Origin of the sequence: Streptomyces sp. NPDC015171, assembly GCF_043079545.1 — a bacterium.
GTDB lineage: Bacteria > Actinomycetota > Actinomycetes > Streptomycetales > Streptomycetaceae > Streptomyces.
In genome coordinates, this window is record NZ_JBIBUO010000003.1 from 1 (window position 1) to 24154 (window position 24154).

The 24154-nt window shown below is 73.3% G+C and carries 18 protein-coding genes; 13 read left to right on the top strand and 5 right to left on the bottom strand.

The features are described 5' to 3' along the window. Window positions 1-144: 144 nt before the first annotated feature. Complete coding sequence (gndA, locus tag ACF073_RS08410; RefSeq protein ID WP_392067729.1) at window positions 145-1584, bottom strand: NADP-dependent phosphogluconate dehydrogenase; 1440 nt, start codon at window positions 1582-1584, stop codon at window positions 145-147. A 272-nt stretch (window positions 1585-1856) separates the two neighbouring features. Here gndA and ACF073_RS08415 point away from each other — a divergent pair, with 272 nt between their 5' ends. Continuing rightward, window positions 1857-3020 carry a transglycosylase family protein gene (locus tag ACF073_RS08415; RefSeq protein ID WP_392067730.1) on the top strand — a complete coding sequence of 388 codons (1164 nt, stop codon included), beginning with the start codon at window positions 1857-1859 and terminating at the stop codon, window positions 3018-3020. On the opposite strand, the gene ACF073_RS08420 is transcribed toward ACF073_RS08415, so the two are convergent. Further along, on the bottom strand, window positions 3010-4404 hold the full coding sequence (locus ACF073_RS08420; RefSeq protein WP_392067731.1) for a DMT family transporter: 1395 nt from the start codon (window positions 4402-4404) through the stop codon (window positions 3010-3012). The two genes, ACF073_RS08415 and ACF073_RS08420, sit on opposite strands and share 11 nt — an antisense overlap. Before the next feature lie 228 nt (window positions 4405-4632). On the opposite strand from ACF073_RS08420, the gene ACF073_RS08425 reads away from it, so the two are divergent. From ACF073_RS08425 to ACF073_RS08450, 6 genes are all read left to right on the top strand, one after another. Further along, complete coding sequence (locus ACF073_RS08425) at window positions 4633-5391, top strand: (2Fe-2S)-binding protein (RefSeq protein WP_392067733.1); 759 nt, start codon at window positions 4633-4635, stop codon at window positions 5389-5391. 39 nt (window positions 5392-5430) lie between these two features. Then, a complete protein-coding gene (gene glgA / locus ACF073_RS08430; RefSeq protein ID WP_392067734.1) occupies window positions 5431-6582 on the top strand; it encodes a glycogen synthase in 1152 nt (383 codons plus the stop codon). A 50-nt stretch (window positions 6583-6632) separates the two neighbouring features. Beyond that, window positions 6633-7853 carry a glucose-1-phosphate adenylyltransferase gene (gene glgC, locus ACF073_RS08435; RefSeq protein WP_392067735.1) on the top strand — a complete coding sequence of 407 codons (1221 nt, stop codon included), beginning with the start codon at window positions 6633-6635 and terminating at the stop codon, window positions 7851-7853. A gap of 126 nt (window positions 7854-7979) precedes the next feature. Next, window positions 7980-10301 (top strand): GH92 family glycosyl hydrolase, encoded by a 2322-nt coding sequence (locus ACF073_RS08440; RefSeq protein WP_392067736.1) that lies wholly within the window; start codon window positions 7980-7982, stop codon window positions 10299-10301. Window positions 10302-10448: 147 nt separating this feature from the next. Then, window positions 10449-11780, top strand: coding sequence for a wax ester/triacylglycerol synthase family O-acyltransferase (locus tag ACF073_RS08445; RefSeq protein ID WP_392067737.1), 1332 nt, complete (start codon window positions 10449-10451; stop codon window positions 11778-11780). Window positions 11781-12036: 256 nt separating this feature from the next. Continuing rightward, window positions 12037-13530: an SDR family NAD(P)-dependent oxidoreductase gene (locus ACF073_RS08450; RefSeq protein WP_392067738.1), complete on the top strand. Its 1494-nt coding sequence runs from the start codon at window positions 12037-12039 to the stop codon at window positions 13528-13530. A gap of 50 nt (window positions 13531-13580) precedes the next feature. Here the strand turns inward: ACF073_RS08450 and ACF073_RS08455 are convergent, their stop codons facing one another. After that, window positions 13581-13976 (bottom strand): hypothetical protein, encoded by a 396-nt coding sequence (locus ACF073_RS08455; protein ID WP_392067739.1) that lies wholly within the window; start codon window positions 13974-13976, stop codon window positions 13581-13583. A gap of 491 nt (window positions 13977-14467) precedes the next feature. Here ACF073_RS08455 and ACF073_RS08460 point away from each other — a divergent pair, with 491 nt between their 5' ends. Beyond that, entirely contained in the window at window positions 14468-14641 is a 174-nt protein-coding gene (locus ACF073_RS08460) for a hypothetical protein (protein ID WP_392067740.1), read from the top strand. Between the two features lie 137 nt (window positions 14642-14778). Here ACF073_RS08460 and ACF073_RS08465 read toward each other — a convergent pair whose 3' ends face one another. Both ACF073_RS08465 and ACF073_RS08470 read right to left on the bottom strand, forming a co-directional pair. Then, on the bottom strand, window positions 14779-16131 hold the full coding sequence (locus ACF073_RS08465) for an amidase (protein ID WP_392067741.1): 1353 nt from the start codon (window positions 16129-16131) through the stop codon (window positions 14779-14781). A 241-nt stretch (window positions 16132-16372) separates the two neighbouring features. Then, window positions 16373-17449, bottom strand: a complete 1077-nt coding sequence (locus ACF073_RS08470; RefSeq protein ID WP_392067742.1) for a LacI family DNA-binding transcriptional regulator — start codon at window positions 17447-17449, stop codon at window positions 16373-16375. Window positions 17450-17670: 221 nt separating this feature from the next. Here ACF073_RS08470 and ACF073_RS08475 point away from each other — a divergent pair, with 221 nt between their 5' ends. From ACF073_RS08475 to ACF073_RS08495, 5 genes are read left to right on the top strand one after another with little or no spacing between them, the layout of a single operon-like run. After that, a complete protein-coding gene (locus tag ACF073_RS08475; protein WP_392067744.1) occupies window positions 17671-18957 on the top strand; it encodes an ABC transporter substrate-binding protein in 1287 nt (428 codons plus the stop codon). A gap of 6 nt (window positions 18958-18963) precedes the next feature. Next, the gene (locus ACF073_RS08480) at window positions 18964-19851 is read left to right on the top strand and encodes a carbohydrate ABC transporter permease (RefSeq protein WP_392067746.1); all 888 of its coding nucleotides are present in this window, start codon (window positions 18964-18966) and stop codon (window positions 19849-19851) included. Next, on the top strand, window positions 19848-20753 hold the full coding sequence (locus ACF073_RS08485; RefSeq protein ID WP_392067747.1) for a carbohydrate ABC transporter permease: 906 nt from the start codon (window positions 19848-19850) through the stop codon (window positions 20751-20753). The genes ACF073_RS08480 and ACF073_RS08485 overlap by 4 nt, the downstream gene beginning before the upstream one ends. A 28-nt stretch (window positions 20754-20781) precedes the next feature. Further along, complete coding sequence (locus ACF073_RS08490) at window positions 20782-22038, top strand: glycosyl hydrolase (protein WP_392067748.1); 1257 nt, start codon at window positions 20782-20784, stop codon at window positions 22036-22038. Continuing rightward, on the top strand, window positions 22035-24137 hold the full coding sequence (locus tag ACF073_RS08495) for an endo-beta-N-acetylglucosaminidase (RefSeq protein WP_392067750.1): 2103 nt from the start codon (window positions 22035-22037) through the stop codon (window positions 24135-24137). The genes ACF073_RS08490 and ACF073_RS08495 overlap by 4 nt, the downstream gene beginning before the upstream one ends. The last annotated feature ends 17 nt before the right edge of the window (window positions 24138-24154 follow it).

Here is a 24154-nt window from a genome sequence, read left to right on the forward strand (position 1 = left end):
ACCCCCCCCCCGCGCCCCGGCCCCCTCCCCGCCCCCCCGCCCGGCGGGCCGCCCGCGCGGCGGCGCGGGGGGGGGGGGGGGGGGGGGGGGGGGGGGGGGGGGGGGCCCGGTGGCGCGCGGCATCAGCGGCGCCCCGTCCCCTGCCTAGGCGGAAACCTCGGAGCGGTCCCCGCCCCACAGCGTGTGGAACGAACCGTCCCGGTCCACCCGCCGGTAGGTGTGCGCCCCGAAGAAGTCCCGCTGCCCCTGCGTGAGCGCGGCGGGCAGCCGCTCGGCGCGCAGCGCGTCGTAGTAGGCCAGCGCCGCCGAGAAGCCGGGGACCGGCACGCCCTGGCGGGTCGCGGCGATGACCACCTCGCGCCAGTCGTCCTGCGCCCCGGCGATCTCCCGCGCGAACGTCTCGTCGGACAGCAGGCTCGGCAGGTCGGGCCGGGCGTCGTAGGCGGCCCGGATCCGGTCGAGGAAGGCGGCGCGGATGATGCAGCCGCCCCGCCAGATCGCGGACACGGCGCCGAGGTCGATGTCCCAGTCGTACTCCTCGCTGCCCGCCGCGATCTCGTGGAAGCCCTGGGTGTACGACACGATCTTCGAGGCGTACAGCGCCTGCTCCACCTTGTCGGCGAAGACCGCCGCCTCCGACTCGCTCAGCGCCGCCGGCTTCGGCCCGGCGAGTTCCCGCGAGGCCTCGCGCAGCGCGGCGTGGCCGGACAGCGAACGGGCGAACACCGCCTCGGCGATACCCGACACGGGTACCCCCAGGTCGAGGGCGATCTGGACCGTCCAGCGGCCGGTGCCCTTCTGCTCGGCCTGGTCCACCACCACGTCCACGAACGGCTTGCCGCTGGCCGCGTCCACGTGGGACAGGACCTCGGCGGTGATCTCGATCAGATAGGAGTCGAGGCGGCCCTGGTTCCAGGTGCGGAAGATCTCCGCGATCTCGGCGGGGGAGTATCCGGCGACATCGCGCAGCAGCTGGTACGCCTCGCCGATCAGCTGCATGTCGGCGTACTCGATGCCGTTGTGGACCATCTTCACGAAGTGTCCGGCACCGTCCGGACCCACGTGGGTCACACAGGGAGCGCCGTCCTTCGCCTTCGCCGAGATCTTCTCCAGCATCGGGCCCAGCGACTCGTACGACTCCTTCGGGCCGCCCGGCATGATGCTCGGCCCGTGCAGGGCGCCCTCCTCGCCGCCGGACACACCCATGCCGACGAAGTGGATGCCCTGCTCACGCAGTGCCTTCTCGCGGCGGCGGGTGTCCGCGAAGTGCGCGTTGCCACCGTCGATGATCATGTCGCCGGGCTCCAGCAGCGGGGCGAACTCCTCGATCACCGCGTCCGTCGGACCGCCCGCCTTGACCATGATGACCAGCCGGCGTGGCCGCTCCAGCGCCGCCACGAACTCCTCGGCGGTCTCGGCCGCGATGAAGTCGCCCTCGCCGCCGAACTCCTCCACCAGCGCCTTCGTCCGCGACACCGTACGGTTGTGCACGGCGACCGTGTAACCGTTGCGCGCGAAGTTCCGGGCGAGATTGCGGCCCATGACCGCGAGGCCCGTGACACCGATCTGCGCTGAAGTGCTCATACCGCCTGCTCCCTGGTTGCCTCGTGACTACGGCTCCGTCAGTACGGGTCCCTGCCCATCCTGACGTGCCGCTACGGCGAGCGCACATTCGACCCGCCACGCATGGGTACGCGGCGGGACCGCGTTCCGCCTCAGTCTGCCGCCCTCCTGGATCAAGCAGGGGCCGTTCCCGGCCACTTGACCGATGCGGGAGGCCGATTTCCTGTCTTGTCATGGCCTGTTCGGGGCGCTTACTTTTTCCCCTCCTGACGCATGCCGAGGGGAATTCGGACATGGCCGTACGCGGCCGGCACCGCCGGTACCAGCCGAACAGGATCAACCGCGCCTCACTCACCGTCACGGCTGGCGGTGCCGGCCTCGCGATCCCGCTGGTCGCCGCCGGCACCGCGAACGCCGCCGACGCGGCGACCTGGAACAAGGTCGCCGCCTGCGAGTCCAGCGGCAACTGGAGCATCAACACCGGGAACGGCTACTACGGCGGGCTGCAGTTCACCCGGTCCACCTGGGAGGCGTACGGCGGCACCCGGTACGCGCCGCGCGCCGACCTCGCCACCCGGGCCGAGCAGATCGCCGTCGCCGAGAAGGTCCTGGACGGGCAGGGGCCCGGCGCCTGGCCGGTCTGCTCGGTGCAGGCCGGACTGGGCCGGGGCGGGCCCGGCCCGGACGTGCACCCGGACTCCGGGGCCCCGCGCCCGGCGAAGTCCACCGCCCCGAGATCCGCGTCCGCCAAGGACGTGCAGCCGCAGAGCACCCCGCAGTCCCGTGCGGGCCGGGCCGAGATGTACACCGTGGTCCACGGCGACACCCTCTCCGGCATCGCCGGCGACCAGCGGGTGGCCGGCGGCTGGCGCACGCTGTACGCGGGCAACCGCACGACGATCGGCCCGGACCCCGACCTGATCATGCCCGGCCAGCGGCTCAGCCTGAACGGCCACGCCAAGGCCGCACCGCCCAGGACCGCACCCAAGGCCCCGAAGAAGAAGGCCCCTTCGGAGCACCCCGCCACGCACCACACCCCGGCCCCGGCCCGGCACGCGCGGGTCGCCCCGGTGACCGCCTCCATCGGCACCGGCTACCGCGTGGCGGGCTCCCACTGGTCGAAGGGCTACCACACCGGCGTCGACTTCCTGGTGCCGACCGGCACCTCCGTGAAGGCGGTGGCGGCCGGGCACGTGGTGGCCGCGGGCTGGGGCGGCTCGTACGGCTACCAGGTGGTGCTGCGGCACGCCGACGGCCGGTACACCCAGTACGCCCATCTGTCCGCCATCTCCGTCCGCGTCGGCCAGAGCGTCACCGAGGCCCAGCGCATCGGGCGCTCGGGCTCCACCGGGAACGTCACGGGCCCGCATCTGCACTTCGAGGTGCGCACGGGACCCGGCTTCGGCTCGGACATCGACCCGCTCGCCTACCTCCGGGCCGGCGGCGTCAGGATCTGACGCGCGGCCGGCGCAGGTCCGGCAGCGGCACGTGGAAGCTCACGGACAGCGGAACGTACGACACGGGGAGGGCGGCGGCGGGCGGTTCGGCGCCCGCGCCCGGCCGGGTCCGGGCCGCACCCGGCACGAGCAGCGCCCGCGCCGCGGGTGCCGCCGGTCCGGCGGCGGGGCCCGCGGCCCGGTCCGCCCCCCGTTCCGTTCCGCTGCGCGCGCTCTCGCGCTGCCGCGGCACACCGGGGCGGGTCAGCGTGGCGGCCCGCACCGCCTCGGCGACGACCCACGACGGGGCGGCCGGAAAGACCCCGGTCGGCGAGGCGGCGGCCTGCGGCGGAACCGTCGGCCATGCCTTGGCCGGCGACAGGACAGCCGCGGAGGGAACGGCCGCCGGTGTCCTGAGGGCCGTCAGGAGGAACGGGGAGAAGGCGGCCTGCGGCGGGAGGGCCGGCGCGAAGACGGTTGGCGGCGCGACGGCGGCGGCGGCCTCGGCCACGGGCGCCGCCAGGGGCTCCGCCGGTGCCGCCGCCGGGTCCGGTTCGGCTGCGGCCGGAGCCGTCGTACGCTCCAGCCGCTCCGACGTCAGCATGATCAGGCCGCCCGCCGCCACCACCCCGCAGCCCAGGGCGAGCACGGTGCCCGTGCCGCCGTAGCGGAACGTCTCTCCGAACATCAGGATGCCGACCGCGGCGGCCAGGACCGGATTGACCACCGTCAGCGTGGCCAGCGGGGCGGCGAGGCCGCCGCCCCGGTAGGAGGCCTGGGAGAGCAGGACGCCGGCGGCCGCGAACAGGGCGATCAGCGCGAACGAGGGCAGGTCGCCCAGGTCGATGCCCCGGCTCCAGTCGACGGCGACGGTCTTCGTGAACACCGACGACATGCCGAACGCGATGCCGGAGGCGGTGGCGAGCAGCATGCTGCGCACCGCCGGATGCCGCTGCGCGGCCAGACCCGCGCACATGAGCGCCACCACCGCCCCGCCGGTGACCAGCGCGCTCAGGAGCCGCTGCGCCGCGTCGGGAGAGTGCGCGGAGGAGGAGCCGACCAGGGACAGCAGGCCGGCGAGGCCCACCGTGGCCGTCAGGGCCCCGCGCCAGGCGGTGGCACCGGCCCGGCGGCCGACGCAGAGCGCCGCCATGGGCAGCGCGAAGACGATGGTCAGCGCGCCGAGCGGCTGGACCAGACTGAGCGGTCCGAAGGCCAGCGCCACGACGTGCAGCACACCGCCGAGACCGTTGAGCGCCAGGGCGCCCCACCAGCCGGCGCGGCGCAGCGGGAGGTACGCGCTGTCGGGGGAGGAGATCGCGACCTGCTCCTGCACGATCGCTCCGCCCGCGTAGGCGAGTGCGGAGACGACAGACAGGAGCACGGACATCGCCAGAGCGCTCATCGGCGTCTCCTCGGCGTGCGGCGGACGTCCTGAACCCGGCGCGGCGTACGGTCGGCTGTCATGGTCATCACTCTGCCCGCCCCGGTCCCTCCCGTCGTCGTACCTGAGCACGCAATGCGTCCTACTGCCGATGGAGTACACGGGCCGCGTGATCATCCTTTGGAGGGGTGACTCCGGATGCACACCCGGCCGCTCCCGGCGGCGACGCGCCTGGTAGTAGTGCCTGTCGTGGACCTCGACCCCGAACTCGCCGCACTGCGCCCCCTCGGCGGCTTCTTCGTGCTGCGCACCCTCCCGGACGCGGCCGGTGCCGGCGGCGCCGGTGCCCGGCGGCTCCCGTCCCTCGCGGACGCCTACGCGGGCATGACCTCGGACGTCTGCCCGGATCCGGTCACCGCGCGGGTGACCGCCGTCGCGGAGCGGCTGCGCACCGCCGAGCCGCGGGTCGCCGCCTCCATCGCCCAGCAGGGACTGGCCGCCCGGCTCTGGTCGGCGGCCCTGGGCTGCGCCGTCCTGTACGGCGCGCTGCCCGATCTCGACCCGCGCCTGCTGCGCTGGGACGCCCTCGCCGCCGTCCCCGACGATCTGTGGCTCACCGAGCTGCGCCCGCTGCCCGGGGACGCGGCCACCCTCGCCGACACCGTGCTGCACGGCCATCTGGAGCCCCTGGCGGCGGCCCTGGGGGCCCGCTACGGCGTCGCGGCGGGCCTGTTGCGGGGCAACGCGGGCTCCGCGCTCGCCGCCGCCGCCCGGGAGCTGAGCCGCTGGGCCCGCGCCCATGGCCGTACCGACGTCGCCGCCCGCACCCGCGGCCTCACCGACCGGCTCTTCGCCCACCCGCAGCTGTCCGCCACCGGTGTCCGCACCGGGCCGGCCTTCCGGCGCCGCAGCTGCTGCCTGTACTACCGGGTGCCCGGCGGCGGGCTCTGCGGCGACTGCTGCTTCACGCGCCCGCCGCGCTCTTCCCCGGGCGCCGCATCTGGGTGACCATGGGGGAACCTGCCGCGGATACCAGGGGGTTGTCGGGTGCGAGTGGGACTGCTGACCCGGGAGTACCCCCCGGACGTGTACGGCGGCGCCGGTGTCCATGTGGAGTTCCTCGCCCGCGAGCTGGCCGCCCTGGTGGACCTGGAGGTGCACTGCTGGGGCGAGGGACGCGGCGTCGGCGTCGTACGGCACCGCCCCTGGTCCGCGCTGGACGGCTCCAACGACGCGCTGCGCACCTTCTCCGTGGACCTCGCCGTCGCCGCCGCGCTGGAAGGCCGCGAACTCGTCCACTCCCACACCTGGTACGCCAATCTCGCCGGCCATGTCGCCAAGCTGCTGTACGGCATCCCGCACGTGGTCACGGCCCACTCGCTGGAGCCGCTGCGCCCCTGGAAGGCCGAGCAACTGGGCGGCGGATACGCCCTGTCGGCCTGGGCCGAGCGCTCCGCCGTCGAGGCCGCCGACGCGGTGATCGCCGTCTCGGGCGCCATGCGGGAGGACGTCCTCGCCTGCTACCCGGCGCTGGACCCGGCCCGCGTCCACGTCGTCCACAACGGCATCGACACCCGGCTCTACCGGCCCGACCACGGCACCGACGCGCTCACCCGGCACGGCATCGACCCCGCCCGCCCGTACGTGCTGTTCGTCGGCCGGATCACCCGGCAGAAGGGCGTGCCCCAACTGCTGCGCGCGGTACGGGACATCGACCGCGGCGTGCAGGTGGTGCTGTGCGCGGGAGCGCCCGACACCCCGGAGATCGACCGGGAGTTCCAGGAGCTGTTCGAGGCGGTGCGCCGGGTGCGGGCGGGCGTGTTCTGGATCCCGCAGATGCTGCCGCGCCCGGAGGTCATCCAACTGCTCACCCGTGCGGCCGTGTTCGTCTGCCCCTCGGTGTACGAGCCGCTCGGCATCGTCAACCTGGAGGCGATGGCCTGCGGCACGCCGGTCGTCGCGTCCCGGGTGGGCGGCATTCCCGAGGTCGTCGACGAGGGGCGTACCGGCCTGCTGGTCGACGTGGACGACGCCTTCGAGTCCGGGCTCGCCCGGGCGCTGGACACCGTGCTCGGCGACCCGGACGCGGCCCGGCGGATGGGCGAGGCCGGACGGGAGCGGGCGGTCGGCGAGTTCGGCTGGGACACGGTGGCCCGCCGCACGGCGGGGCTGTACGAGGAGACCCTCAAGCAGGCTTAGCACGGCCCGCTCGGGGCAGCCATGGTTCGACCGGGGTGAGGGGAGCGGCCATGCGGCGTGGAGGACCTTCCGTACTGGGGATCGTGCTGGCGGGCGGCGAGGGCAAGCGTCTGATGCCGCTCACCGCCGACCGCGCCAAACCCGCCGTCACCTTCGGCGGGACGTACCGCCTCGTCGACTTCGTGCTGTCCAACCTCGTCAACGCCGACGTGCTGCGCATCTGTGTGCTGACCCAGTACAAGTCGCACTCGCTGGACCGGCACATCACCACCACCTGGCGGATGTCCAGCCTGCTCGGCAACTACGTCACCCCGGTCCCCGCGCAGCAGCGCCTGGGACCGCGCTGGTACCTGGGCAGCGCCGACGCGATCCTGCAGTCCCTGAACCTCGTCCACGACGAACAGCCCGACTACGTGGCCGTGTTCGGCGCCGATCACGTCTACCGCATGGACCCGCGGCAGATGCTCCGGCAGCACATCGAGGGCGGCGCGGGGGTGACGGTGGCCGGCATCCGGGTGCCCCGTGCGGAGTCCTCCTCGTTCGGGGTGATCACGCCGGGTCCGGACGGCCGCGCCGTGGAGCGGTTCCTGGAGAAGCCCGCCGACCCTCCGGGACTGCCGGACGACCCGGAGCGCGTGTTCGCCTCGATGGGCAACTACGTCTTCACCACCAAGGCCCTGATCGAGGCGCTGCACCGGGACGCCGAGGACGGCGGGTCCGTGCACGACATGGGCGGCTCGATCCTGCCCCAGCTGACCGCGCGCGGCGAGGCCCGGCTGTACGACTTCAGCGACAACCACGTGCCCGGCGAGACCAGCCGCGACCAGGGCTACTGGCGGGACGTGGGCACCCTGGACGCCTACTACGAGGCGCACATGGACCTGATCGCCGAGCGCCCCGCGTTCAACCTCTACAACCGCCAGTGGCCCGTCTACACCCACTCCGGCCAGCTCTCCCCGGCCCGCTTCAACGCGGGCGGCATCGCGAGCGAGTCCATCATCAGCCCGGGCTGCCTGATCCGCGGCCAGGTCACCCGCTCGGTGCTCTCCCCGGGCGTCCGCGTCGACCCCGGCGCCGTCGTCCAGGGCTCGGTCCTGCACGACAACGTCCGCATCGGCCGGGGTGCGGTGGTCCGCGGCGCGGTCCTCGACAAGAACGTGGACGTCCCGCCGGGCGCCACGATCGGCGTCAACCCGGAGCGGGACGCCGAGCTGTACACCGTCTCAAGGGGCGGTGTGATCGCGCTGGGCAAGGGTCAGCGGGTGCCCTGACGGACCCGCCGTCAGCGGCCCCCGCGGCGCGACGCGTCGCACGTCGATCGCGGGGAATGCCCGGGTTCGCACCGTTCGCCGTTCAGGATGCAGGCAACGATGTGCAACCTGCGGAGGTCATCCGACATGAGAGGGACCCGGCGCACAGGGCTGTGCCTGGCCGGGGTGATGGCAGCGTCCGCGCTGATCGCCGCCCCCGCCGCACGCTCCGCCGAGCGGACCGACGGCCACCTCACCGACCTGGTCAACCCGTTCATCGGGAGCCAGAACGAGGGCAACACCTTCCCCGGCGCGGCCGTGCCCTTCGGCATGGTGCAGCTCTCCCCGGACACCGGGCACAGCACCGGCTACGACTACACGCAGAACCGTATCCGCGGCTTCTCCCTGGTCCACCTCTCGGGCGTCGGCTGCCGGATCGGGGGCGACCTGCCCGTGCTGCCCACCACCGGTGACGTCACCCAGACCGACTACGCCCAGTACGCGGCGGCCTTCTCGCACGAGGACGAGGAGGCGAGCCCCGGCTACTACCGGGTCGGCCTCGCCTCCGGCATCCGCGCCGAGCTGACCGCGACCGCCCGCACCGGAGTGCAGCGCTACACCTTCCCGGCCACCGACAAGGCCAATGTCCTGCTGAACGCGGCCCAGGCCCTGCACAAGCCGGTGAGCAGCGCGGTGGAGATCCTGGACGACCGCACCGTGCGCACCGAGGTCACCGGCCACGGCTTCTGCCGGGACACCGGCCCCTACACGGTCTACACGATCACCCGCTTCAGCCGGCCCTTCACCGCCTACGGCACCTGGGACGGCCGGACCGTCACCCCCGGCGCCCGGACCGGACCCGGCGGCGCCTACGTCCGCTTCGACACCACCCGGGACCGCACGGTCGAGGCGACCACCGCCCTGTCGTACGTGGACTCGGGCGGGGCCGCGACCAATCTGCGGGCCGAGGGCGGCCGGTCCTTCGGCGCCGTGCGCCGCCGGGCCCGCGAGGCATGGGAGCACCGGCTCGACGACGTCCGCGTGCAGGGCGGCACCCCCGCGCGCCGCCGGACCTTCTACTCCTCGCTGTACCGGTCGTACCTCGCGCCCAGCATCGGCAGCGACGCCGACGGCCGCTACTTCGGCTGGGACCGCCGCACCCATCGCGCCCGGGGCTTCACCTACTACCAGAACTGGTCCCTGTGGGACACCTACCGCACCCAGGCCCAGCTGCTCGCCCTGCTCGCGCCGCGCGAGGCCCGGGACATGGCCCGTTCGGTGGTCGCGATCGACGAGGACGGCGGGTGGCTGCCCAAGTGGGGCTACGGCCCGGTCGAGACGAACATCATGAGCGGCGACCCGGTCACCCCGTTCCTGACCACCGCCTACCAGTCGGGGCTGCTCAAGGGCTTCGAGGAGCGGGCCTACCGGGCGCTGAGGAAGAACGCCGACGGCGTGCCGCCCGCCGAGAACCCGGGCGTCGGCCGGGAGGCGAACGCCGAGTACCTCGCGCACGGCTTCGCGCCCTACATCAAGGGCCGCCCGTACGCGAAGGCGGGCGACTCCGACTACCACCACGGGGCCTCCGTCACGCTGGAGTACGCGCTCGCCGACGCGATGCTCGCCCAGATGGCGCGCGGTCTCGGGCATCAGGAGGACGCGGACCGCTACGCCGCCCGCTCGCGGAACTACCGGAACGTCTTCGACCCGGCCATCGGCTTCTTCCGCGCCCGCGACGCCTCCGGCGCCTTCACCGGCCCGGCCGACCCGGCCCGCGGCATCGGCTTCCACGAGGGCACGGCCTGGCAGTACCAGTGGCTGGTCCCGCAGGACGTCCCCGGCATGGTCCGGCTGATCGGCGGCACCCGCGCGGCCAACGAGCGCCTCGACACCTTCTTCGCCTACGGCCCGCTGCTCGCCGACCCGGAGAAGACCGCCCGCGAGGTGTGGGTGCACGGCGACCCGTACGGGTACTACAACGCCGCCACCTACAACCCGATGAACGAGCCGGACCTCATCGCCCCCTACACCTACCTCTCCACCGGGCAGCCCTGGAAGACCACGGACGTGGTGCACGCGGCGCTGACCCTGTTCACCGACAGCCCCGCCGGGATGACCGGCAACGACGACCTCGGCACGATGTCCGCCTGGGACGTCCTGTCGTCCATCGGGCTCTTCCCGGTCCAGCCGGGCTACGGCACCTGGGGTCTGACCACCCCGGTCTTCGACCGTGTCGAGCTGGACCTGGACCGGCGGTACTGGCCGAGCGGCGGGCTGACGGTACGGGCGCCCGGCACCTCGGCCACCGACCGCTACGTCCAGGAGGTGCGCGCGGACGGCGCTCCGCACGCCCGTACCTATCTGACGACCGGCGCCCTGCGCTCACTGCGCTCCCTGGCGTTCACGGTCGGCCCGCGCCCGTCGGAGTGGGGTACGTCACCCGAAGCGGCGCCGCCCGTCCTGAAATGACCTCAGCCGCCTCTTGAGCCCCGCCTCTTTCGGCGGGGACGGGACTTAACCTGGCGTTAACTGTACGTAGCCTGATCGTACTTGACCGTAATCAGTTGTCGGCGATTGACTGCTGGTCCACCCGTCTCCGACGCGTGAGGCAAGACCTTGACTTCCGATCTGCTCGCCCCGCTCGACCTGGCCTTCTGGAACATGGAGTCCGACCGGTACCCGATGCACCTCGGCGCGCTCGGTGTCTTCGCCGCGCACTCGCCGACCGCCGGGGCACACGCCGCCGATCTGCTCGCCGCCCGCGCCGCCGCCGTACCCGGCCTGCGCCTGCGCATCCGCGACCTCTGGCAGCCGCTCGCCTTCGGCGGCGCCGCCCGCGAGACCGATCCGGACTTCGACCCGCTGAACCACGTCCGGCTGCACGCCCCCACCGACGACTTCCACGCGGTCGCCGGGCGGCTGATGGAGCGCCCGCTGGAGCGCGGCCGGCCGCCCTGGGAGGCGCATGTGCTGCCCGGCGCCGACGGGGTGTCCTTCGCGGTGCTCTTCAAGTTCCACCACGCCCTGGCCGACGGGCTGCGCGCGCTCAAGCTCGCCGCCGGCGTCCTGGACCCGGTCGACCTGCCCGAGCGCGCGCCCCGCCCCGCCGCGCCGCCGCGCGGCCTGCTCCCCGAGGTGCGCCGGCTGCCCGCCCTGCTCCCCGGCCTGGTCAGGGGCGCGCTGTCCGACGTGGGCCGGGCCCTGGACATCGGGGCCTCGCTCGCCAGGTCCACCCTCGGGATGCGCCCGACCGCCGCGCTGGCCTCCGCGCCCAGCGGCACCCGCCGCACCGCCGGGGTCGTCCTCGACATCGACGATGTGCACCGGGTGCGCAAGAGCGCGGGCGGCACCGTGAACGACGTCCTCATCGCCGTCGTCGCCGGTGCCCTGCGCCGCTGGCTCGACGAGCGCGGCGACGGCAGCACGGGCGTGGCGCCGCGCGCCCTGATCCCCGTCTCCCGGCGCCGCCCGCGTACCGCCCAGCCACCGGGCAACCGGCTCTCCGGCTACCTGATACGGCTCCCGGTGAACGAGCCCGACCCGCTCGGGCGCCTGCACGCCGTGCGCACCGCGATGGTCCGCAACAAGGACGCGGGCGCCGACCGGGGTGCCGGCGCGGTCGCCCTGCTCGCCGACCACGTCCCGGCCCTCGGCCACCGGCTCGGCGGGCCGCTGGTCGGCCAGGCCGCCCGGCTCTGGTTCGACATCCTCGTCACCAGCGTGCCGCTGCCCGGCCTCGGCCTCCGGCTCGGCGGCCACGAGCTGACCGAGGTGTATCCGCTGGCCCCGCTCGCGCCCGGCCAGGCCCTCGCGGTCGCGATCTCGACGTATCGCGGACGGGTCCACTACGGGCTGGTCGCCGACGCCCAGGCCGTGCCGGACCTCGACCGCTTCGCGCACGCGGTGTCGGCCGAGGTCGAGACGCTGCTGTCGGTCTGCGAGTACTGACCGCGCGGACCGCACCGGCTGCCGCCGCCCGGCCGACCGTGGCCCGGTGCGGCTGGGACCGGTGCGGCTGGGACCCGTGGGGCGGATGTGACTCTGGGGGCCGCCGGTGCCGGAGGGGCACGACGGCCTGTCGGTGCCTGCCGGGACCCCTGCGGAACGCGGTTTGGATCCAGGGCCCGGCGCTCCGTAAAATTCCCTGTTCGAGGGCGGGCGCGAGTCGGAGCGCTGCGCGGGTGATCAGGGAAGCGGCAGCGCGATGACGGTGACAGAGGACGGCTCGGCGTCCATGGACGAGATGGTCTACGGGCCCGGTATCGACCCGGAGCGGCTGGCCGTCTGCCTCGGCGTGCTGGCGGAGCTGGACGAGCTGGAGGTGGACCACCCCGACGCGATCAAGGTGCGCCGGGCCACCGCGGGCATCTACCGCACGGTCAAGCAGCGCCGCCGCCAGGAGCGCCGGGCCGCCAAGACCGCCCATGACCGCACGGTCACGGAGACCACCGCGACCGGCTCCGCCGAGCGCATCGACGACGAGACCGAGGGCATCCTGCCCTCCTCCAAGGTCGACTCCGGCCGGATCGCCGGGATACTCCAGCGCCCGCGCTCCTGCTACGTCTGCAAGCAGCGGTATGTCGAGGTCGACTACTTCTACCACCAGCTGTGCCAGAAGTGCGCCGACGAGAACCGCGCCAAGCGGGAGGCGCGGGCCGACCTCACCGGCAAGCGCGCCCTGCTCACCGGCGGCCGGGCCAAGATCGGCATGTACATCGCGCTGCGCCTGCTGCGCGACGGCGCCCACACGACCATCACGACGCGGTTCCCCAAGGACGCCATCCGCCGCTTCAAGGCGATGGACGACTCGGCGGACTGGATGCACCGCCTGGAGGTCGTCGGCATCGACCTGCGCGACCCGGCCCAGGCCGTCGCGCTGGCCGACCAGGTCGCCGAGGCCGGCCCGCTGGACATCCTGATCAACAACGCCACGCAGACCGTGCGCCGGCTGCCCTCCGCCTACGCCGCCCTGGTCGAGGGCGAGAGCGCCCCGCTGCCCGCCGGCGAGCTGCCCGCCCACCAGGTCATCGGCGCCTTCAACTCCGGTGCGGTCGACGGTCTCGCCGCGCTGCCCGTCGGCATCAGCGGCCTGGACGCGCAGGAGGTCGCCGATCTCGCCCTGGTCGCGGGCAACGCCAGCATCGCCCGGCACCTCGACGGCACCGCCATCGACGCGGGCGGCCTGGTCCCCGACGTCGTCGACACCAACACCTGGGTGCAGACGATCGAGCAGATCTCGCCGGTGGAGCTGCTGGAGACCCAGCTGTGCAACTACACGGCGCCGTTCATCCTGATCAGCAAGCTCCGCCCGGCCATGGCCGACGCGGCGCGGAAGGCGGCGAGCGGCCGGGCGTACGTCGTGAACGTCTCCGCCATGGAGGGCGTCTTCAGCCGCGGCTACAAGGGCGCGGGACACCCGAACACCAATGCCGCCAAGGCCGCCATGAACATGGTGACGCGGACCAGCGGCGAGGAGATGTTCCGGAGCGACGGCATCCTCATGACCTCGGTCGACACCGGCTGGATCACCGACGAGCGGCCCCACTACGACAAGCTGCGGCTCGCCGAGGCCGGCTTCCACGCACCCCTCGACCTGGTCGACGGCGCCGCCCGCGTCTACGACCCGGTCGTGCGCGGCGAGGCGGGCGAGGACCTGTACGGCGTCTTCCTGAAGGACTACGCGCCCGGCAAGTGGTGACCCGCCGGACGGGTGACGTCCGGGTCGCGGCGGCAGGCGGCGGCCGGCTCTCAGTCGACCGCGCCGAGCCGCGCGTGGCGGGCCGCCACCAGCTCCAGCACGGTGCGCCAGTCCTCCAGCACGCCCGCGTCGAAGCCGGCCGCGCGACCCTCCTCGTCGGCCTGGCGCAGCCGCAGCATGTCATCGCCGTCGGGATCGGCGTCCCCGCCGGCCAGCCGGAACACCCGCTCTCCCAGCAGCGGGCGCACCGCCTCGGCCGCCCTCCGCGCCCGGGCCCTCTCATCGCCCGGGCTCAGCACCGGCCCGATGCCCCGGACCAGCCCCGCCACCTGGAGCTCCTTGTCGGCGGGCCGCCCGCGGCGCAGCAGCGCCGCGGTCCGCAGCGCGTGCTGGTGCCGGCCGGCGCTCAGCAGATCCATCAGCTCCTCGACGCTGCGCAGCTCCATGCGTCAGTCCTTCCGCGAGACAGCCGTTGCCGCGTCAGCAGACCATGGGCAGGTTGCCTTGCGGCCAACGGCACTTGAACTGAGCCGGGTCCGCGGGCAGCCGTCGAAGCGACTCGAAGAGATGTTCGCCTGAATAGGCCGAGTGGGTGATTCATCTCGTCGCGCGAGTGAGCGTTTTATTTCAAAAAGCCCCATATTAGGGGGTATTGAGGGGCTCAAGGAAGCGTATCGGTTACAGCTTGTTTGCATTCCCTATCGAGCGGATGGCTGCTCATTTGGTTAACCTGGAGCGGACGGACAGCAGTACGGGGTCCCACCCACACCCATCGTCCGTTCTGGGGCGAGCCGGTTGACCACGGCCTGCTCTGGCAGAGGTACCGGCGCCACCGCGTCCGAACTGGCTATGCATCCAGACCCGAGCGGGCGTCGAGCGCCGAAGCGCAGACTGTCCGGTACGCCCCGAGGGTGACCCGACACATAAGGAGTGCGCGGTGACACCGGAGAAGACGAATCGCGAACAGCGCCCCAAGGAACGCACGGAGCGCGGAGGCCGCCGCCCCGGCGAACTCGGCAGCCTCGAAGTGTGGGCCCGGTCCGCCCCGATCCGCCTTGCGGGATACGAGGACGACCTCGCCGAGCCCCACATCCTGCCCAGCGTGGACTGACCCGCGCGGCGGGATCGTCGCGATCGCCAAGCGCATGGGCGTGACGGACCCACGCCCATGCCGACCAGAGAAGCCGCGGCAGGACACCGGCCGCGGCTCCGGCTTTTCCCGGCACCGGATCCGCTGCCGCCGGTCCGCTACCGCCCGTCCGCCATCGGCGCCGTCCGCTGCCACGGGCTCAGCCGCTCCAACTCCTGCGCCACCTCCAGCAGCACGGGCTCCGCACCCGGCCGGCCCACGAGCTGGACCGCGCACGGGGCGCCCGAGGGCAGGGCGCCCACCGGGACGGACATCGCGGGCCAGCCGGTCAGGTTCCATGGCGGGGTGAAGGGCGAATACGCGGTGTTGGCGAGCACGTTGCGCAGCCAGCCGCGTTCGTGCCACGGGCCGGCCTGCGGGGAGCGGCGGGCCAGCGCCGGGGTGAGCAGCACGTCGTACTCGGTGAAGAACGGCGTCAGCCGGGCGCGCAGCCGGTCCCGGGCGGCACCGCCGCGGACCGGGCGCAGGAAGCGGCGGCCGACCGACGCGTGCACCCGGGTCCGGCGGGCCAGCCGCGCCCGGTCCAGGCCCTCGGCGTCCACCGCCGTACCCGCCGTCCAGTGCTGGAGCGCCGTCACGCCGATCGAGAGCGGGTACGGCGGCTCGGCCTGCCGCACCCGGTGCCCGGCCCCGGCCAGCGCCCCGGCCGCCCGCCGCACCGCGTCCGTATACGGCCGGCTCACGCTCACCCCGGCCACCGGGCTGCGCAGGGCGACCGCGATCCTCCGGGGGCCGGGGTCCTCCCGGCGACCGAACTCCGTGTCCGCGAGGACGGCCAGCACGAGCCGCAGATCCTCGACCGTCGTGGCCAGCGGTCCGTTCTCCGACATGCCGAACCAGTCGCCGTTGCCGATCCCGGCCGGCACCACCCCGTGCCCCGGCTTCAGCGTGACCAGCCCGCAGTTCGCCGCCGGGATGCGCAGCGAGCCCATCCCGTCGTTGCCGAGCGCCAGCGGCACCAGCCCCGCGGCCACCGCCGCCGCGCTGCCGCCCGAGGAACCGCCCGCCGTCCGGGACGGATCCCACGGATTGCGGGCGATGCCGTACGGGCCCTCCGTGGTGGCGAAGACGCACAGTTCGGGCACGTTCGTCAGGCCGACGACCACCGCACCGGCCGCCCGCAGCCGGGCCACCGTCACATGATCCTCGGCGGCCGGGGCGTCCGGGGTGGCGGCGGAGCCGGTGCGGCACGACTCGCCGCGCACCGCCAGATTGTCCTTGACCGCCACCGGCACGCCGGCGAGGGGCAGTTCGGCCAGCCCGGCCCGGGAGGCCACCTCGTCGGCCTCGGCGAGCGCCGCCTCCGCCCGGACCTTCCGGAACGCGCCGATCCGGCCGCCGAGCCGCTCGATCCGCGCGAGATGGCCGGCCACCACCTCCCGGGGTGTGACCCGCTTCTCGCGGACGGCGGCGGCGATCTCGGCGGCACTGCGGCCGGCCCAGTCGGTCACGGGCACTCCTCGGCTAGTCGACGGCTCCGCGCCCGCAGGTACACCGACTACTCGCCGGTATGAATCAAGGCGCGTAGGGAGAACTGTGCACGGCGGAGCCCGTCACGTCGAGAACCCGGGTCCGCCCGGACGCCGGTCAATCGATCATCGCGCCAAGTTCCGCCCACCGCCGCCCCGTTGGCGGTCGCGCGGCCACCCCGCCAGCACCACGCACCCGTGACGTGCGGCGGACCTGCGGTGCTCAGGGCGCGGGCACCACGGGCCCGGCGGAAGGGGAGGCCGCCGCGGGGCCGGTGCTGCCCCGGCCCGTCAGACGGGGTACCGGCACACCCGCCGCACGGGCCGGGTCGCCGTCCAGCAGGGCCAGCAGCGCGCGCGCCGCCGTACGGCCGAACTCCGCGCTGTCCCGGGACAGCGCGGACAGCCGCGGTGTGACCATGCGGCACAGCGCCGAGTCCTCCCAGGAGACGACCGACACGTCCTGCGGCACCCGGAAGCCCAGCTCGAAGGCGGCGGCCACGCCGGCCACGGCCATCACGTCGTTGTCGTAGATGAGCGCCGTCGGCGCCGGGGAGCCGCCCAGCACCCGGCGGGTCACCGCGGCTCCCTCCGTGTCGGAGTAGTCCGTGGTCACCGAGCGGACCTCGGTGAGGCCGCGCCGTTCCGCCTCGGCGCGCAGGGTGGCGATCCGGCGCCGGGTGTGGGCCAGGTCGGGCAGGCCGGCGATGTGCACGATCCGCCGGTGGCCGAGGGCCGTCAGCTCGTCCACGACCGAGGCCATCGCACCGGCGTCGTCCGCCCAGACCGTGGACAGACCGGGGCGGCGCACATCGGGTTCGCCGCCGATCACCACGGCGGGCAGGCCGAGTTCGTCCAGCAGCTCGGGCCGGGGATCCGCGGCCCGGGGGTCGGCCACCAGCACGCCGTCCACCCGGTGCTCCGCCCACCAGCGCCGGTACACCGCGCATTCGTCGGCCACGTCCTCGGCCATCTGGAAGAGCAGACCCAGGTGGCGCTCGGCCAGGACCTCCTGGATGCCGGAGACGAGCTGGAGGAAGAACGAGTCGACGCCCAGTGTGTGCGCGGGCCGTGCGAGGACGAGGCCGACCGTCGCGGCGCCCTCGCCGGACAGCGCGCGGGCCGCCGTGCTGGGACGCCAGCCGAGCTGCTCGGCGACCCGGCGGACCCGGGCGCGGGTGGCCTCGGAGACACCGGGGCGGCCGTTGAGCGCGAAGGACACGGCGCTCTCGGAGACTCCGGCACGCCGGGCGATGTCCTTCATCGTGGGCCGGCGGGCGGGGGACCGTCTGGTCGGCACGTTTCTCCCCCTTCCGCAGGGTGCTAGCTAATGCGCTTGAGTGTCAAGACCCTAAAGCGCATTAGCAATTGACCGCAAGTTCTCGGCCAGACCTCTCTGACCTGCACTGATGAAAGACCATTTGCTTTAGTTCAGCCGAATGCATTGACTTCCTCCGAAGGCCCCGGGCAAGGTCGCTGACGCCACCCCGCAGCCCGACACAGCAAGGGAGCCGTGTCACCGTGCCCATGTCCCGCAGAGCCCTCGCCGCCGCTGCCGTCGCCCTCGTCCTGCCGCTGAGCGCCTGCGGCTCGGGCGGTGACGACGGCCCCGCCGCCGACGCCTCAGGCAAGGTGGAGGGCGACATCACCTTCCAGACCTGGAATTTGCGCGCCAACTTCAAGCCGTACTTCGAGGGCCTGATCGCCGGCTTCGAGAAGAAGTACCCGGGCACGAAGGTGAAGTGGATCGACCAGCCCGCCGAGGGATACCCCGACAAACTCAGCGTGGACGCCGGCGGCGGCACCCTGCCCGACGTCGTCAACGTCTCCCCGGACCTGGTCGCCCCGCTGGCCCGGGCCGGCCTCGCCCTCGACCTCGACAAGGCGGCCGGCACGTACAAGCCCGACTATCTGCCGGGCGCCTGGGCCAGCCATCAGATACCGGGCCTGAACGGCACGTACGCCTTCCCCTGGTACCTGAACACCGGCCCGCTCTTCTACAACAAGGCCCTGTTCCGCAAGGCCGGACTCGACCCCGACCAGCCGCCGAGGACGTACGACGACCTCTTCTCCGACGCCCTGAAGATGGCGAAGGACAGCGACGGCAAGGTCGCCACCCTCGCCAACGTGCCCACCATCGAGGACTTCGGCCGCTACGGCGTCCCGCTCATGAACCGGCAGGGCACCGCATTCGCCTTCAACGACGCCAAGGGCGTCGAGCTCCTCACCAGGTACAAGCAGCTGTACGACGCCAAGGCCCTCGATCCGCAGGCGCTGACCGCCACCCCGGAGTCCACCGGGAAGAAGTTCCTCACCGGCGCCGTCGCCATGAACCCCGGCAGCGCCCTGGATCTCGGCAACTTCAAGAAGAACGCGCCGAGCCTGTACCGGGACATCGGCATCACCGACCAGATCACCAGCACGGGGCACGTCAACATGTACGTGATGGGTGTGATGGTCAACTCCCGCACCAAGCACACCCCGGCCGCGGTCGCCTTCGCCCACTTCGTCACCGACGCCCGCAACCAGATGTCCTTCGCCAAGAAGGTCGCCATCTTCCCGAGCACCGCCGGCTCCCTGGACGACCCGTACTTCACCAAGGAGGACGGCACCGACGAGACCCGGGTGCGGGTCGCCGCCGCCAAGTCGCTGAAGAACGCCGTCAACTACACGCCCGTACTGTTCAGCGACCAGATGAAGACCGCGCTGCGCAACGAGGTCGCCAAGGCGCTGCAGGGCAGGCAGAGCCCGAAGACAGCCCTCGACAACGCTGTCAAGGCCGCCGACCGGCTGCTCCAGCAGGGCTGACCCGCCATGGCCGCGCCCTTCCGCATCAAACGCCAGCTGCCCACCAGCCCCTGGCTGTTCGCCGCCCCCGGACTGCTGATCGCCGGCGTCTTCGTGCTCTACCCCTTCGTCTCCACCCTGGTGAACTCCCTCACCGACCGCCGCACCCTGGTCCCCGGCCGCTTCGTGGGCCTCGCCAACTTCCGCGAGCTGCTGCACGACGACATGTTCTGGACCGGCCTGCGCAACAGCACCCTGTACGTGCTGGTCGTCGTACCCGCCCTGGTCGTGCTGCCGCTGCTGCTCGCCCTGCTGGTGCAGAAGAACATCCCGGGGATCACCTTCTTCCGCTCGGCCTTCTACACCCCGGTCGTCGCCTCGATCGTGGTGGTGGGGCTGATCTGGGTGTGGCTGCTGGACGAACGCGGCCTGGTCAACTCGCTGCTGGAGACCGTGGGGATCGGCCGGATCGGGTTCCTCAGCGACCAGTGGCTGCTCCTGCTGAGCGCGATGGCCGTCACGGTGTGGAAGGGCCTCGGCTACTACATGATCATCTATCTCGCCGCGCTGGCGAACGTGCCGCGCGAACTGCACGAGGCCGCCGCCGTGGACGGCGCAGGACCGGTCCGCCGCTTCCTCTCCGTCACCGTGCCCGCCGTGCGCTCCACGATGGTGCTGGTCGCCGCGCTCTCCTCGGTCGCCGCCTTCAAGGTGTTCTCCGAGGTGTACCTGATGGCGGGCCCGAGCGGCGGCCCGGCGGGCGAGGACACCACCCTCGTCATGCTCGTGCAGCGCACCGGCACCGGCCTCACCGGCCGGGTCGGCTACGCCTCCGCCCTCTCCGTCGTCGTGTTCGCCGTCACCGTCGTCCTGATGCTGCTCGTGCTGCGCGCCGACCGCGGGGAGGAGTCATGAGCGTCCTGGAGAAGGCGAGGCCCGCCCGGCCGGCCCCAGCCGACCGGGAGCCGCGCGTCACCGACGAGCACGGGCGCCGGATCCGGGCCGGCGAACTGGCCCTGCGCTACCTGCTGCTGCTGGCCGTGCTGGCGCTCACCGTCGGCCCGTTCCTCTGGCAGCTGTCCACCTCCCTCAAGGGCCCCACCGAGGACATCTACAGCTCACCGCCGCGCTTCCTGCCCGGCCACCCCACCCTGCACAACTACACCCGGGTCGCCGACACCATCCCGGTCTGGGACTACGCCCTGAACTCCCTGAAGGTCGCCGCCGCCAACGTCGTGACCAACTGCGTCGGCTCGGCCCTCGCCGGGTACGCCCTGGCCCGGCTGCGCTACCCCGGGCGGCGCGCGACCACGCTCGTCTTCGTGCTGGCGATGCTCGTGCCCGTCGAGGGCATCGTCATCGCCCAGTTCACCACCATGCGCGAACTCGGCCTGAACAACACGCTCATCGGGGTCGTCCTGCCCGGCGCGATCGGCGCGATGAACGTGCTGCTGATGCGCAACGCCTTCCGCAATCTGCCCTACGAGATCGAGGAGGCGGCCTACGTCGACGGCGCCAACGCCTGGCAGCGCTTCCTGCGCGTCGCGCTGCCCTCGGTGAAGGGCACCCTCGCCGTCGTGGCGATCTTCGCCTTCATGGGCGCCTGGGACGACTTCCTGTGGCCGCTGATCGTGCTCAGCGATCCCTCCAAGTTCACCCTGACCATCGGCCTCAACTACCTGCACGGCACCTTCGCGAACGACGAACGCCTCGTCGCCGCCGGCACCGTGATCGCCGTGGCGCCCCTCATCGTCCTCTTCGCCTGCCTCCAGCGGTACTTCTTCCGCGGCGTCGGCGAGGGCGCGGTCAAGGGCTGAACGACGTCAACCTCTTCCAAGGACGGTCATGTCTCCTGCCGTGCGCTTCGGCGTCAACTACACGCCCAGCGAAGGATGGTTCCACCACTGGCTCGACTTCGACCTCGACCCCGTACGCGCCGACCTCGACGCGATCGCCGCGCTCGGCCTCGACCACATCCGGGTCTTCCCGCTCTGGCCGTACTTCCAGCCCAACCGCACCCTGATCCGCCCGCGCGCCGTCGACCAGCTCGTCGCCCTGGCCGACGCGGCCGCCGAACGCGGACTCGACGTCAACGTGGACGGTCTGCAAGGGCACCTCAGCAGCTTCGACTTCCTGCCCGCCTGGACCCGCACCTGGCACCGCCGCAACCTCTTCACCGACCCGGACGTCACCGCCGGCCAGGCCGCCTATCTGCGCACCCTCGCCGCCGCCCTCGCCGACCGGCCCAACTTCATCGGAATGACCGTCGGCAACGAGGTCAACCAGTTCGCCGCCGGACCCCACCCCGACCCCGACCGCGCCACGCCCGAGGAAGCCGGGCGGTGGCTCATCCGGATGCTCGACGCCTGCGCCGAGGGCGCCCCGGGCCGGCTCCATCTGCACGCCTCCTACGACGCCGCCTGGTACCAGGACGACCAGCCCTTCACCCCCGGCCACTCCGCCCGGCTCGGCGAGATCACCGCCGTGCACTCCTGGGTGTTCAACGGCACCGCCCAGCGCCACGGCCGCGCCTCCGTGCCCGCCGAGCACCACGCCGCCTATCTGGTCGAGCTGAGCAAGGCCTGGGCACAGGAGCCGCACCGGCCCGTGTGGCTCCAGGAGGTCGGCGCCCCCGCGCCCCTGGTGCCCGCCGAGCACGCCGCCGCCTTCGCCGCGGCCACGATCGGGAACGTCCTGGACTGCCCGGACCTGTGGGGCGTCACCTGGTGGTGCTCCCACGACGTCTCCCGCACCCTCGCCGACTTCCCCGCCCTCGAATACTCCCTGGGCCTGCTGACCAACGAACGGCAGCCGAAGGAGATCGCCCGGGTACTCGCCGACGCCGCCCGCGCCACCCCGCACACCCCGGCGGTGCGCACCACGGCCCTCGCCGTCCCCGCCGAGCCCGCCCACCGCTCCCGCTGCGCGCCCGGCGGCGATGTCTTCGACGCCTTCTTCCGGCTCGTCGCCGACGGCGCCCGCCCGGCCACCGTGCTCGACACGCGCGCCGACGACAAGGACCACCTCGCCGCGCGCGGCATCACCGACGTCGTCACTCCCGACCAGGTACTCCCCACCCCCCAAGGAGGCACCCGCTCGTGAACCCCACCAGACGCACCGTCCTGACCGCCGCCGGCACGGCCGCCCTGGCCCCCGCCCTGGCCCCCGCGACGATCGCCGCCGCCGCCGCCCCGCGCGCCGCGGCGGCGACCCCGCCCTACGCCTCGTACTGGTACCCGGACTCGCTGCCCGCCGGCAGCCCCGGCCCCGGCATCACCTGGCGCAGCCTGAAGACCTGGCGCCCGGCCGACGACGCCGACCTCGACTGCAACGCCGCGTCCGTACCGCTCGCCGCCCGCTTCACCCCGACACCGGCGAACACCACCGCCCGCTCCGGACAGGCCCGCGTCCAGGCCCTGGTCTCCTTCGGGCCGACCTCCGCCAACCCCTCCCAGGGCTCGGCCACCGCCGACTACTACGCGCTGACCCACTGGGCGTACCTGGACGAGCTGGTGTTCTGGGGCGGCTCGTCCGGCGAGGGCCTGATCCTCGCGCCGAACGCGCCCGTCGTGGACGCGGCCCACCGGCACGGCGTCCCCGTCCTCGGGAACATCTTCCTGCCCCCGGTGGCCTACGGCGGGCAGCTCCAGTGGACCCGGGACCTGGTGCAGAAGGACGCCGGCGGCCATTACCCGCTCGCCGCGCAACTCGTCGCGGTGGCGGCGGCGTACGGCTTCGACGGCTGGTTCGTGAACGCCGAGACGAGCGGCGGGAACACCGCGCTCGGCACCGCCATGCTGGGCTTCGTCAAGGAGCTGAAGGCGCTCGCCGCGGCCAAGGGGCAGCGGGTGACCTGGTACGACGCGATGACCGTGAACGGCACGGTCAGCTGGCAGGGCGCCCTCGACAGCCAGAACCAGGCGTTCTTCCAGGCCGCCGACGACATGTTCGTGGACTTCCGGTGGAGCACGGGCACCCTGGCGTCGTCCGGCACCAGGGCGGACCAGCTGGGGCGCAGTCGCTACCAGCTGTGGGCGGGCGTCGACGTCGAGTCCGGCGGATCGGGCTCGTCGGTCGACTGGGACGCGATCGTGCCGGCCGGCAAGCCGCACATCGCCTCGATCGGCTTCTACCGGCCCGAGTGGACCCGCAACCACCTGCCCGCCGGCCAGCGCGCCCCCGAGACCTTCCACGCGGCCGACGACCGGTTCTGGACCGGGCGCTCGCTCGACCCGGCGCGGCCCGACGCGAGTGATCCCTGGCGGGCGCCCGCGGTGTCCGTGGCGGACCGCTCCACGGTGACCTCGGTGCCGTTCGCCGGCGTGTTCAACACCGGCCACGGGCTGCGCTGGTACGAGGAGGGGGCCGTCACCTCGGACGCACCCTGGAACCACCTGGGCCTCCAGGACCGGCTGCCGTCGCGGCGGTGGGTGGTCCGCACGGCGGGGACGCGGCCGGCCGTCTCCTTCGACTTCGCCGACGCGTGGCGGGGCGGGAGCAGCGTGCTGGTGGCGGGCGCACTGGACAAGCCGGCGGTGCTCGACCTGTACGCGACCCGGCTGCCGGTCGGGACGGACACGGTGGTCGACCTGACGTACCGGAGCGAGTCCGGGACCGTGAACGTCGAGCTGGCGGTGGCGACCGCGGAACCGAGCGCGCCCGGGGCGACACCGCCGTACACCTATCGGGCTGTGAACCGGGTCGACGGGGCAGCGGCCGGGCGGTCGGACACCGGGGACACCGCCGTGCACTCGGGCAGCGAGAGCCCGCGTGTGAAGTCGGTCAACGGCTGGCAGACGGTGACCGTCCCGCTCACCGGGCTCTCCGGCACCGTCCGCGCCCTCGGCGTGCGGCTCACCGCCACCGCGGGCCCCGTGCGCTGGCGCCTCGGCGGTATCGCCGTCCGCGCCGGCGGCACCCCGCCCGCCCCCGCCGCCCCGACCGGCGCCCGCGTCACCGCGGCCAGTGGCGGCGACCTCCGCCTCGCCTGGAACGCCGCACCCGGCACCGTCCGCCACTACACCCTCCACCGCCTCCTCCCCGACGGCACCCGCCGCTTCCTCGGCGCCACCGGCCAGCGCGCCTACTTCGTCCCCGGGCTGCGGCCCGAACAGGGTGAGACCTCCGCACGGTTCGAAGTGCGTGCCGTGGGGGAGCTCTACAACGCCTCGACCGCCGTGACCGTCACCCACCCCTGGTAATCATCCGGAACCCCACA